General features: G+C 43.7%; 12 protein-coding genes. All 12 read left to right on the forward strand.

Features of this window, described 5'->3' with window-relative positions; translation table 11 throughout:
- Nucleotides 1-71: 71 nt before the first annotated feature.
- A complete protein-coding gene (gene acsD / locus H8Z79_RS07560) occupies nt 72-1013 on the forward strand; it encodes an acetyl-CoA decarbonylase/synthase complex subunit delta (protein WP_015542886.1) in 942 nt (313 codons plus the stop codon).
- Between the two features lie 24 nt (nt 1014-1037).
- A complete protein-coding gene (acsC, locus tag H8Z79_RS07565) occupies nt 1038-2384 on the forward strand; it encodes an acetyl-CoA decarbonylase/synthase complex subunit gamma (RefSeq protein ID WP_015542885.1) in 1347 nt (448 codons plus the stop codon).
- Between the two features lie 80 nt (nt 2385-2464).
- On the forward strand, nt 2465-3253 hold the full coding sequence (acsE, locus tag H8Z79_RS07570; protein ID WP_015542884.1) for a carbon monoxide dehydrogenase/acetyl-CoA synthase methytransferase subunit: 789 nt from the start codon (nt 2465-2467) through the stop codon (nt 3251-3253).
- Between the two features lie 103 nt (nt 3254-3356).
- Nucleotides 3357-5285, forward strand: coding sequence for a corrinoid activation/regeneration protein AcsV (acsV, locus tag H8Z79_RS07575; RefSeq protein ID WP_118039506.1), 1929 nt, complete (start codon nt 3357-3359; stop codon nt 5283-5285).
- Between the two features lie 76 nt (nt 5286-5361).
- Entirely contained in the window at nt 5362-6069 is a 708-nt protein-coding gene (locus H8Z79_RS07580; protein ID WP_118039505.1) for a DUF3786 domain-containing protein, read from the forward strand.
- An 87-nt stretch (nt 6070-6156) separates the two neighbouring features.
- Nucleotides 6157-7842, forward strand: coding sequence for a formate--tetrahydrofolate ligase (locus H8Z79_RS07585; RefSeq protein ID WP_015542881.1), 1686 nt, complete (start codon nt 6157-6159; stop codon nt 7840-7842).
- A gap of 629 nt (nt 7843-8471) precedes the next feature.
- On the forward strand, nt 8472-9101 hold the full coding sequence (locus H8Z79_RS07590) for a cyclodeaminase/cyclohydrolase family protein (RefSeq protein WP_015542880.1): 630 nt from the start codon (nt 8472-8474) through the stop codon (nt 9099-9101).
- 33 nt (nt 9102-9134) lie between these two features.
- Nucleotides 9135-9989 carry a bifunctional 5,10-methylenetetrahydrofolate dehydrogenase/5,10-methenyltetrahydrofolate cyclohydrolase gene (locus H8Z79_RS07595; protein WP_015542879.1) on the forward strand — a complete coding sequence of 285 codons (855 nt, stop codon included), beginning with the start codon at nt 9135-9137 and terminating at the stop codon, nt 9987-9989.
- Nucleotides 9986-10810 (forward strand): glucosaminidase domain-containing protein, encoded by an 825-nt coding sequence (locus tag H8Z79_RS07600; protein WP_015542878.1) that lies wholly within the window; start codon nt 9986-9988, stop codon nt 10808-10810. Before H8Z79_RS07595 ends, H8Z79_RS07600 begins: the two co-directional genes overlap by 4 nt.
- Nucleotides 10811-10980: 170 nt before the next feature.
- The gene (locus tag H8Z79_RS07605; RefSeq protein WP_015542877.1) at nt 10981-11199 is read left to right on the forward strand and encodes a DUF3791 domain-containing protein; all 219 of its coding nucleotides are present in this window, start codon (nt 10981-10983) and stop codon (nt 11197-11199) included.
- The gene (locus H8Z79_RS07610) at nt 11196-11672 is read left to right on the forward strand and encodes a DUF3990 domain-containing protein (RefSeq protein WP_015542876.1); all 477 of its coding nucleotides are present in this window, start codon (nt 11196-11198) and stop codon (nt 11670-11672) included. The genes H8Z79_RS07605 and H8Z79_RS07610 overlap by 4 nt, the downstream gene beginning before the upstream one ends.
- A gap of 4 nt (nt 11673-11676) precedes the next feature.
- Entirely contained in the window at nt 11677-11904 is a 228-nt protein-coding gene (locus tag H8Z79_RS07615) for a hypothetical protein (RefSeq protein ID WP_015542875.1), read from the forward strand.
- Nucleotides 11905-11948: the final 44 nt, after the last annotated feature.

Genomic DNA, 11948 nt, shown 5'->3' on the forward strand with positions numbered 1-11948 from the left:
CTTGTCACTGGTGATTTTATGTAGTATAATAACAGTTGAGTTTTTAATAATTTAGAGGAGGCTTATGAGAAATGCCGTTTAATCAGAAACCACAGAAATTTAATGCAAAGATTAACGCTGTCACAATCGGAAGCGGAGATAAGACTGTGACAATCGGCGGAGAAAATTCTTTTCCGTTCTACACCTTTGATGCACCGACAGAGAACACACCAAAGATCGGTGTTGAGATTTCAGATCTGGGTCTGGATGAGTTTTCTGAAGGTGTAAAAGCTTATTATGAAGGCGCTGTTTCCATGGCTGATATCGCAAAAAAAGCAGCAGCTATCGAAGGCGCAGATTTTGTTGCCCTCATCCTTGACGGTGGAGATCCGAACGGGGCAAACAAATCTATCGATGAACTGATCGAGGTTGTTAAAGAAGTAGCAGGCGCTATTGACTGTCCACTGGTTGTAGAAGGCTGCAAAAACGTAGAGAAGGATGCGGAACTTCTCCCGAAAGTAGCAGAAGTCCTTCAGGGAAGAAATGCCCTTCTTCTTTCCGAAAAAGAAGAAAACTACAAAGCAATCGGTGCAGCAGCAGGTCTTGCTTACAATCAGATCGTCGGCGCTGAATCAGCCGTTGATATCAACCTTGCAAAACAGTTAAACGTTGTTACTACACAGCTTGGTGTTGATGCGAAGAAGATCGTTATGAACATCGGCAGTGCAGCAGCTGGTTACGGATATGAGTACGTTGTTTCTACAATGGACCGTATCAAAGGTGCAGCATTAGGTCAGAACGACAACATGCTGCAGATGCCTATTATTACACCTGTATCCGCAGAGACATGGGCAGTTAAAGAAGCAACCGCTTCTGAAGCTGATATGCCTGAATGGGGATCAGCAGACGAGCGTGGAATCGATATGGAAGTTATGACAGCAGCAGCAGACCTTGCAGCTGGTTCTGATGCCGTAATCTTAAGACATCCGGAATCTGTCAAGACTATTTCCAAACTGATCAAAGCACTTGCGTAAGGAATAATAGGAGGAAAAATAGCTATGGCACTGAATGGTATTCAGATATTTAAATTAACACCAAAGAAAAACTGTAAGGAATGTGGATGTCCGACATGTATGGCTTTCTCCATGAAAGTTGCACAGGGCGCAATGCAGATTGAGCAGTGTCCACATATGTCTGACGAAGCACTGGCTTCTCTGTCTGAGGCAACTGCTCCGCCGATGAAGACAATCAAAATCGGAACAGGTGATGCAGAATTCACTCTCGGAGGAGAAACTGTTCTGTTCAGACATGAAAAAACATTTGTAAGCAAACCAAGATATGCTGTATCCCTTTGCACATGCATGGATGATGCAGAAGTAGATGCTAAGCTTGCAGCAATCCCACATGTAGACTATGACCGTATCGGTGAGAGAATGCATGTAGAGCTTGTATATGTAAACTGTGATGCAGATGCAGACGCAGCAAAATATACAGCACTTGTAGAAAAAGCAAAAGGTCTTGGAAGAACTCTGGTTCTCGGATGTACAGATCCTGAGATCGCAAAAGCAGCTCTTGAAGTATGCAAAGACGGCAAACCGGTTCTGAACGGTGCAAATGCTTCCAACTATGAAGCAATGAATGCTGTTGCTACAGAAGCTGGTGTTGTTCTTGGTGTATCCGGTAAAGACCTGAACGAATTATATGACACAGTAGCAGCACTTGAAAAACTTGGCAACAAGAACCTTGTTCTTGATACAACAGGCGCTGACGTCAAAGAAACCTTCGCAAACACTGTACAGGTTCGCCGTGCAGCTCTGAAAGATCAGGACAGAACATTTGGATATCCATCCATCGTTAACCTGGTTAAAATTGCTAAGGGAGATCATCATTTACAGGCAGCACTTGCTTCCGTATTTACAATGAAATACGGTTCCATCATCGTTATGGAACAGATGACCTATGCAGAGGCACTTCCACTGTTCGGTCTTCGTCAGAACGTTTACACAGACCCGCAGAAACCGATGAAAGTAGAACCGGGTATCTACCCACTCAACGGTGCAGATGAGAATTCTCTCGTTGTTACAACCGTAGACTTTGCTCTTACATATTTCGTAGTTTCCGGTGAACTTGAGCGTTCCGGTGTTCCGCTTAACCTTGTGATCAATGATGCAGGCGGACTTTCCGTACTGACATCCTGGGCAGCTGGTAAATTCTCCAGCACCAGCATTTCTGAGTACATCAAAGAAGAAGTAGAGCCGAAGGTAAAATGCCGTAAACTCGTTATTCCGGGTAAAGTAGCAGTCCTCAAGGGTGACCTTGAAGCAAAACTTCCGGGATGGGAGATTATCGTAGGACCTAGAGAAGCAGTACAGCTTGTGAAATTCTTAAAAGACATGCAGGCATAAGCCGCATAAAATAAAAATTATGCTCAGGGAGAACGAATACTCTCTGGGACATCTAAAACCATGTAAAGGAGAACACAGGTATGGCAAAATTTGTTACAATCGGAGAGAGACTTTCCACAACAGCACCGGCAGTTAATAAAGCATTCACAGAAAGAGATGCTGAGCCGATCCTCAAGAGAGCAAAACAGCAGCTCGACGCAGGTGCTACATATCTGGATGTTAATATCGGACCAGCAGAAAACGATGGACCGGAACTTATGAAATGGGCTGTAGAACTTCTGCAGAGCAACTTCGACAATGTTCCGCTTGCACTGGATACTTCCAACGTAGCAGCTATCGAAGCTGGTATTTCTGTATACAACCGTTCCAAAGGAAAACCGATCGTAAACTCCGCTGATGCAGCTGGAAGAATCGGATATGTTGATGTTGCGGCAGCAAACGATGCAATCGTTATCGCTCTTTGCAACGGCGAAGGAATCGCAAAAGACAATGACGAACGTATGATGTACATGCAGACTCTGATGGAGAGAGGTATGGAACAGGGTATGGACGTTGAGAATGATATGTGGTTCGACCCGTTATTCCTCGTTATCAAAGGAATGCAGGACAAACAGATGGAAGTTCTTGAATTCATCAAAATGATCTCTGACATGGGAATGAAGAGCACCGGTGGTCTTTCCAATAACTCCAACGGTATGCCGAAACATATCCGTCCGATCATGGACTCCGCTATGGTAGCTATGGCTATGATGCAGGGACTTACCTCAGCAATCGTTAACCCTAACGACCTTCGTCTGATGGAAACAATCAAATCCTGTGACATCATCAAAAATAACTATCTGTACGCAGATTCTTATCTGGAAATCTAATCAGTCTGTCGTTTTTTACGACTGTAGGTACAAAAGGGCTGGAGGCTTTGCGGCCTCTGGCCTTTTTTGCATTGCATATTGAGGCGAGAAAGGTGGTTACCGCATGTTTAAGGTGACATTTACATTTGAAAATGGCAGTGAGGTAGAAGCATTTGCCAATGCGGGGGATAATCTTCTGGAGGTTGCACGTGGTGCCAATGTAGCAATCGATGCCCCATGTTCCGGAAACGGAGCCTGCGGAAAGTGCCGGGTGCAGTTAAAAAGCGGAGAACTGGACTCAAAGAAAACACTTCATATTTCTGATGAGGAATTTGAGAAGGGCTGGCGTCTTGCATGTATGAGCAAGATCAGTGCTGACGTGGAAGTGCTGGTGCCGGATATCGCTTCTGCATATAAGAGCAGAATGAAAGTGGCTGACTTAAGTTCCAGGGAAGAAATTGCAATTTTTGAAAAAGCAAAAGATCAGGTAGAAGAAACCGGGATTCAGTTAAGAAACAGTCTGGAAGTAGTTGAACTTCAGATGAATGAACCTACTCTGGATGATACCATGCCGGATGTAGAGAGACTGACAAGAGCACTTCGGAAATTTATGAATCTGAAAAGAATCAGAGTTCCGTATACAGTTCTTCGTAAACTGCCGGATGTTCTCCGCGCAAGCAATTTTTCAGTAAAATGCGTGGTGCGTGTGACACCGGATGATATGTTTGTATACGATATTTTTGACAGCAAAGAAGACGTTGTGATGGGCGGACTTGCTGTGGATATAGGTACGACAACGGTTTCGGCTGTGATCATTGACATGGCAACCGGAGAAATCCTTGCAAAAAGTTCTTCCGGTAATGGCCAGATCCGTTATGGTGCAGATGTAATCAACCGTATCATTGAGACGACAAAACCGGGCGGAATCAAGAAACTGCAGGATGCTGTGATCAAAGAGACGATCAATCCGATGATTCACGAGATGTGCAGAAGCATTCATTTTCCGGAAAGCCAGATCTATCGTATGTGTGTGGCATCCAATACAACAATGAATCATCTTTTTGCAGGAATCAATGCGGATTATCTGCGTACAGAGCCGTATATTCCGGCATTCTTTAAGACAAATTCTCTGTTTGCATCGGATGTGGGAATTGAAATCAACAAAGATGCACACATCATCATGGCGCCGAATATCGGAAGCTATGTCGGCGGAGATATTACAGCAGGTACTCTGGTAAGTATGATCTGGAACAGACCGGAGTTTTCACTGTTCATTGACCTTGGTACCAATGGCGAGCTTGTTTTTGGAAACTCTGATTTCATGATGAGTTGTGCCTGCTCAGCAGGACCTGCTTTCGAGGGCGGCGATATCAGCTGTGGTATGCGTGCAACTGACGGAGCTATTGAAGCATGTACAATCGACAAAGAAACGATGGAGCCGACTTACAAAGTTGTCGGTGAACCGGGTACGAAGCCGGTTGGATTATGCGGATCAGGTATCATTGATGTGATCAGTGAACTTTATATGACCGGAATTATCAATCCAAAGGGCAAATTTGTCCGTGAAGGAAAGAGAGTCCGTCACGACCATTATGGAATGGGAAGTTATGTGATCGCATTTGAAGAAGAGGCAGGATCTGCAAAAGATGTCGAGATCACAGAAGTAGATATTGACAACTTCATCCGTGCAAAAGGCGCAATTTTCTCAGCAATCCGTACCATGCTGTCTTCACTGGATTTCGATGTATCCATGATTGATGATGTTTATGTTGCTGGTGGTATCGGCAGCGGAATCAATATGCAGAATGCAGTCAATATCGGAATGTTCCCGGATGTACCGCTGGATAAATTCCATTATATTGGCAACTCTTCCCTGACCGGTGCATATCTGATGCTTCTTTCAACAGCAGCAGAGAAGAAAACATATGAGCTTGCATCCAATATGACTTATATGGAACTTTCGACAGTTCCGACTTACATGGATGAATTTGTGGGAGCCTGCTTTATCCCGCATACCGATGCATCCATGTTTCCTAACGTGAAGCAAAGATGATATTTAGAATCGTGAAGCTGTGTTACAGCGGAGCGAGTCGTAAATATGACAATACTTAAATTTTAAGAGGTGTGTTATGAGTTCTGACGCAAAAACAACATTAGATCCGACAGAAAATGAATCTGTAGGAGATAAACTCGGATATGAAAAAGACAGCAAAGAACGTCTCCCATGGGAACATTATCTGAGCCAGTACAGAGACGCTGATCCAAAGGAAATTGCCACAAGACTTGGCATTTCTTACAATGAGGCAGAGAAATATTTTGCTCTGAAATTCCTTGGGACAGTATATCAGATTTCGTGGCCGGATTTTGAGGTCAGTCATGAAGAGGATGATATGGGATTTTATCCTCTGGAAATGATGGTTTATGCCAGAACTCTGACCATTCGCTTTTTGCTGAACGGTGCCTGTGCGCAGGGAACCGGTAAATTTAAAACTTATCGGGAAATGCCGTGGGGCGAAGTGTATCTCCGTCAGTTTGATGGAAGATGTATCAAGCGACTGGCTTTTTCCTATGGAAACCGTATCAAAGATTTTCAGACGATCATGGAACATATGCATTGCATTCCGGTGAAACACGGAGACATTGCTTATCAGCTTGAAATTTTTCCGGGATATCTGGTGCAGATGATCCTGTGGGAGGGTGATGAAGAGTTTCCACCGTCCTCTCAGATCCTGTTTTCGGACAACTTCCCGATATCTTTTCAGGCAGAAGATATGGCAGTTATGGGAGATGTGATCATCGGATCATTGAAATCATATGCAAAAGTGGCAATCTGCTAAATGATCGTTTTTATAAATGTTTTTTGAAAAAGAGGCGGCCAGCCTTTTTAATAGAAGAATATGTGCATAAAAAAGGAGGTAACTTTTATGGGATTCAAAAGCGACATCGAAATTGCACAGGAGTGCGAAATGCAGCCAATCACAAAGATTGCAGAAAAAGCAGGTATTGATGACAAATATCTGGAGCAGTACGGAAAATACAAAGCAAAGATTGATTACAATCTTCTGAAAGAAAGCGACAAAAAAGACGGAAAGCTGATCCTTATGACAGCAATCAACCCGACACCGGCAGGTGAAGGAAAAACTACTACAACCGTAGGTCTTGCAGATGCAATGCAGAAACTTGGCAAGAGCGTCATGGTAGCTCTCCGTGAGCCATCCCTCGGACCGGTATTCGGTGTTAAGGGTGGCGCAGCAGGCGGCGGTTATGCACAGGTTGTTCCGATGGAGGACATCAACCTTCACTTCACAGGTGACTTCCATGCAATCGGTGCAGCAAACAACCTTCTTGCAGCAATGATCGACAACCATATTTTCCAGGGCAACGCACTGAATATCGACCCGAGAAAAATTACATGGAAAAGATGCGTAGATATGAACGACCGTCAGCTCCGTAATGTAGTAGACGGACTTGGCGGAAGAACAAACGGTATGCCTCGTGAAGACGGATATGACATTACAGTTGCATCTGAGATCATGGCAGTTCTCTGTCTTGCAAGCGATATTTCAGACTTGAAAGAAAGACTTTCCAAGATCATCATTGGTTACACATATGGTAAAGTTTCTGAGCAGAAACCGGTAACAGCAGGTGACCTTCACGCAGAAGGTGCTATGACAGCACTTCTGAAAGATGCACTGAAACCAAACCTCGTTCAGACACTGGAACACGTTCCGGCAATCGTACATGGCGGACCATTCGCAAACATCGCTCACGGATGTAACTCCGTAACAGCTACAAAGATGTGTATGAAACTTGCTGATTACACCATCACAGAGGCTGGCTTTGGTGCTGACCTCGGTGCCGAGAAATTCCTTGACATCAAATGCCGTATGGCAGGACTGCATCCGAGCGCAGTAGTTATCGTAGCAACTGTACGTGCCCTGAAATACAACGGTGGTGTTCCGAAGGCAGACTTGAACAATGAAAATCTGGAAGCACTTGAAAAAGGACTTCCGAACCTTCTGAAACATGTAAGCAATATCAAGAATGTATACAAGCTTCCTTGTGTTGTTGCTATCAATGCATTCCCGACAGATACAAAGGCAGAGCTTGATCTTGTAGAAGCAAAATGTAAAGAACTTGGTGTAAACGTAGCCCTTTCCGAAGTATGGGCAAAAGGCGGCGAAGGTGGAATCAAGCTTGCGGAAGAAGTTCTGCGTCTGGTTGAAGAGCCAAACGACTTTACTTATTCCTATGAACTGGAAGGCTCCATCGAGGACAAACTGAACCAGATCGTACAGAAAATCTACGGTGGCAAGAGAGTTGTACTTACAGCAAATGCCCAGAAACAGGCAAAACAGCTCGAGGCTCTTGGTTTCGGCAACTGCCCGATCTGTGTGGCTAAGACACAGTATAGCCTGACAGACGACCAGACAAAACTCGGTGCACCGACAGATTTCGAAGTTACAGTACGTAACCTGAAGATTTCCGCAGGCGCAGGATTCATCGTAGCCCTGACAGGCGAGATCATGACCATGCCGGGACTGCCGAAAGTACCGGCTGCAGAGAGAATCGATGTAGATGAGACCGGAAAGATTACCGGACTTTTCTAAAAAGCTGCCGGGAACTGCCCGTCAGCCCGTCAATGATTTGACAATCAGGAAAACCCTGAGGGGGAGCATCTCATAGTTGCACAGGGCGGGAACTGCCCGTCAGCCCGTCAATGGTTTGGCAACCTGTGAAAACCCTGAGGGGGAGCATCTCATAGTTGCACAGGGCGGGAACTGCCCGTCAGCCCGTCAATGGTTTGGCAACCTGTGAAAACCCTGAGGGGGAGCATCTCATAGTTGCGAAAGGCCGAAGCTCCCCCTCAGACTCCCCCTTTTTGGCCCCGCTGAAAAGATAAGAGCAAGTTGCGGAGATGTAATAATTTGGCAATGCGTGTGATACTTGTATAGAGAAGCGTCAGGGGACATATGGTGTTGGTGTCTGTATGTAACATTGATATCCAATACCTGTGATTTCCATTTTGCGTGGCCAGGTGGGGTGCGCGAGGGGAGAGCGGCCTTCGCAACTTTGAGCGCCTCCCCTCGCAGGTTTTATCATATTTCCAAATATGAACAGGTTTCCAGGATTTATCCTGAAAAAGATATATAAGATTTCCATCTTATAAAAAAGAATAAAATTCAAAAGGCTTCCCCTTTTGTTTAGATTTATTTTATTACAGGAGGAAAATAAAAAAATGGGATTTTCCACAAGCACATGTACAGAATTTGTAGAGGTACTCGCTTCTAAAGCCCCGGTACCGGGTGGCGGCGGAGCGTCTGCTCTGGTTGGTGCAGTAGGAACTGCACTTGGTAACATGGTAGGCAGCCTGACAGTAGGCAAGAAAAAATATGCAGATGTTGAAGACGAGATGTGGGAACTGAAAGCGAAATGCGACCAGCTTCAGAAAGATTTTCTGCGTCTGATCGAAAGAGATGCAGAAGTTTTTGAACCGCTTTCCAAAGCATATGGAATGCCGAGAGAAACAGAAGAAGAAAAAGCAGAAAAAGCACGCGTTATGGAAATCGTGCTGAAAGATGCATGTTCCGTTCCGATGGAGATTATGGAAAAATGCTGTGAAGCAATCGAGCTCATCGTAGAATTCGGTGCAAAAGGTTCCAAACTTGCAATCAGTGATGCAGGTGTCGGTGCAGCATTCTGCAAGGCGGCATTAAAAGGTGCCAGCCTGAATGTTTACATCAATACAAAATCCATGGCTGACAGAGAATACGCAGAGGAACTGAACAAAAAAGCAGATGCAATGCTTGAAAAATATACCAAAATTGCAGATGAAACATTCGAAAGCGTTCTGGGACGTCTGAAATAAGCAGCAACAAAATTAGCGGAGGAAATATAAAAAATGGCAAAGCAGTTATTAGGTAAAGAAGTAACAGCAGCACTGAACGAAAGAATCAAAGCAAACGTAGCTGAGTTACAGGGAAAGGGTGTAAATCCGACTCTGTGCATCATCCGCGTTGGCGAAAACCCAAGTGATATCTCTTATGAAAGAGGAGCAACAAAACGTTGCGAAACACTGGGTGTTGCATGTGAAAAAATCCTTCTTCCGGGAGATGTAACTCAGGAAGAACTTCTTGCAACCATCGATAAAGTAAACAAAGACGACCACATTCATGGCGTTCTTCTGTTCCGTCCACTGCCGAAACATCTGGATCAGGCAGTAATCGAGAATGCGCTTGCAGCAGAAAAAGACGTAGACTGTATGACAGATCTTTCTATGTCCGGTGTTTATACAGGAAAGAAAATCGGTTTCCCACCATGTACACCACAGGCCTGCATGGAAATCCTTGATCATTACGGAATCGACTGCACAGGCAAAAAAGCCGTTGTTATCGGAAGAAGCCTTGTTGTTGGAAAACCTGCAGCAATGATGCTGGTTAAGAAAAACGCAACTGTAACAATCTGCCACACAAGAACAGTGGATATGCCGTCTGTAGCAAGAGAGGCAGATATCGTGATCGTAGCAGCCGGCCGTGCCGGCGTTGTCGGTGCAGAATATGTCAAAGAAGGACAGACTATCATCGATGTAGGTATCAACGTAAATGCAGAAGGAAAACTTTGTGGTGATGTTGACTATGCAGCAGTTGAACCGATCGTTGATGCAATCACTCCGGTACCGGGCGGTGTTGGAAGTGTTACTACATCTGTTCTTGTAGGACATGTAGTAGAAGCCGCAATGAGAAAGGTTAATGGATGATCAGAAACAAAAAAGCAATGCTCTTTTGTTCTCAGATAATACTGACGGGTGCCCTTTTAACAGGGGCACCTTGTCTGGCTTCTGGGGCGACAGGAGCAAATGCAGATGAGAATACAGAAACAGATAATAATATTTCGGATAGCGTCTTTGGCAGTTCGGATACAGCACCGGAAAGCGAAGAACCAGATCATTCCGGAGAAGGTCAGATCCATAAACCGGAGAGCTTAGATGCTCCGGATTTTACAGCGGATCCGGATTTTGTAGATGATTCTACAGACAATACGTATGGTTATTACACAATTATGGGAGAGACGACAGTTTCCCTTGCACAGATGACCTCCCAATATGAAGAACAGGGAGTGGAATATCCGTCAGCCACGTTAAAGGAAGGCGGAGCAGAGACGATTGATGAATTTTGCACAATAATTCTTGAGGAAGCGAACGCAGAAGGTGTACGTGGAGAAGTTGTATATGAACAGGCAATGCTCGAGACCGGATGGCTTCAATATGGAGGAGATTCCGGTGCATCACAGTTTAATTTTGCAGGCATTGGCACGACCGGAGGCGGAGTTGCGGGGGTATCTTATCCTGATGTCCGTACAGGAATCCGCGCACAGGTGCAGCATTTGAAGGCTTATGCATGTGAAGATGCGCTCAATCAGGACTGTGTAGATACAAGATTTGACCTTGTGACCAGAGGAAGCGCACCTTATGTAGAATGGCTTGGTCAGCAGGAAAATCCGAATGGCGGCGGATGGGCGGCCGGATCTGATTACGGAGAAAAACTCAGAAAATTACTTGCTCAGCTGAAAGCTGAATGATGAAGATAGAACTGTAAAAAGGCCCGGCGGGCCTTTTTTAGCAACAGGAAATATTAAAATAATCAACCATTTTAATATATTTTAATATATTGATTGAAAAAATAGTGAATGAAAATGAAATACTTGTTATAATCTAATTAGAAGAAATAAATGAAAGGTTGGTGAAGAGTATGTGTGAGAAAAAGGAACTCAGTTTTTCCATATTCATGTTATATAGTCTTGCGGATAAATGGAAGATGTCTCCGGCTAAAGTGTATAAAATATTAAATGCAACTGGGATTTTGGATAATTACATCATTAAATGTTATGATGTTCTTCATACACAAGGAAAAGAATATTTGGTGGAGGATATTACAGATTTCGTGAGGGAAAAGGGCATTAATGTATGATTGTATATCATGGATCAACAGAAATTATAAGGAATCCAGATGTAGTGCATTCGAAGAAATATTTGGATTTTGGCAGAGGATTTTATATTACTACTTTTGAGAATCAGGCGAAAAAATGGGCAGTTCGAAAGGGAATGAGACAAGAGAAAAAAGCGATAGTTAATATCTACGAGTTGTCCGAGAAATGGGATGACTATAGAGTATTGTCTTTTGAAAAGGAAAATGAGAAATGGCTTGATTTTGTGTGTGGATGTAGAAAAGGGCAGCCGCTCAACGAAGAATATGATATTATTATAGGAAATGTCGCAGATGATGATGTGTTTAAGACTGTTGATATGTATTTTAGAGGTTTGTGGAATAAAGAAAAGGTTTTGAGCGAATTACGGTATTATAAGATGAATGATCAGATATGTATTATAAATCAAGAAACACTGAATCAGCTTATTACTTTTAAAAGAGCGTACGAGGTATAAAATAATGGTAGATAAAAAGCAACTGGAAGAAGTTTATAAGCAGAATTTGGAAAACGATATTATCAATGCAATTGCTGAAATCAAGGGAATAGATTTGAGAAAAGCATTTGATATTTATTATTCAAGTAAGCTGGCTGATCAAATTGAACATGATAGTTGTGGAATAGAAAATATGGATGCGAAGTATTTGGCGGAAGATTTAATCGAGAATGAACCGGGACTTTTTAAATAAATATGTTTGTCGTAAAAAAGGATTGGTCAGCCAGAAAACTGAGC

Source organism: Blautia intestinalis, from assembly GCF_014297355.1.
In the GTDB taxonomy this organism is placed as follows: Bacteria; Bacillota; Clostridia; order Lachnospirales; family Lachnospiraceae; genus Blautia_A; species Blautia_A intestinalis.

What these genes read in the sequence shown, in the direction of transcription:
- H8Z79_RS07595 (WP_015542879.1), top strand. Translation starts at nt 9,135, where the DNA reads ATGGCAAAGCAGTTATTAGGTAAAGAAGTAACAGCAGCACTGAACGAA.
- H8Z79_RS07615 (WP_015542875.1), top strand. Translation starts at nt 11,677, where the DNA reads ATGGTAGATAAAAAGCAACTGGAAGAAGTTTATAAGCAGAATTTGGAA.
- acsC (WP_015542885.1), top strand. Translation starts at nt 1,038, where the DNA reads ATGGCACTGAATGGTATTCAGATATTTAAATTAACACCAAAGAAAAAC.
- H8Z79_RS07585 (WP_015542881.1), top strand. Translation starts at nt 6,157, where the DNA reads ATGGGATTCAAAAGCGACATCGAAATTGCACAGGAGTGCGAAATGCAG.
- acsV (WP_118039506.1), top strand. Translation starts at nt 3,357, where the DNA reads ATGTTTAAGGTGACATTTACATTTGAAAATGGCAGTGAGGTAGAAGCA.
- H8Z79_RS07600 (WP_015542878.1), top strand. Translation starts at nt 9,986, where the DNA reads ATGATCAGAAACAAAAAAGCAATGCTCTTTTGTTCTCAGATAATACTG.
- H8Z79_RS07580 (WP_118039505.1), top strand. Translation starts at nt 5,362, where the DNA reads ATGAGTTCTGACGCAAAAACAACATTAGATCCGACAGAAAATGAATCT.
- acsD (WP_015542886.1), top strand. Translation starts at nt 72, where the DNA reads ATGCCGTTTAATCAGAAACCACAGAAATTTAATGCAAAGATTAACGCT.
- H8Z79_RS07610 (WP_015542876.1), top strand. Translation starts at nt 11,196, where the DNA reads ATGATTGTATATCATGGATCAACAGAAATTATAAGGAATCCAGATGTA.
- H8Z79_RS07590 (WP_015542880.1), top strand. Translation starts at nt 8,472, where the DNA reads ATGGGATTTTCCACAAGCACATGTACAGAATTTGTAGAGGTACTCGCT.
- acsE (WP_015542884.1), top strand. Translation starts at nt 2,465, where the DNA reads ATGGCAAAATTTGTTACAATCGGAGAGAGACTTTCCACAACAGCACCG.
- H8Z79_RS07605 (WP_015542877.1), top strand. Translation starts at nt 10,981, where the DNA reads ATGTGTGAGAAAAAGGAACTCAGTTTTTCCATATTCATGTTATATAGT.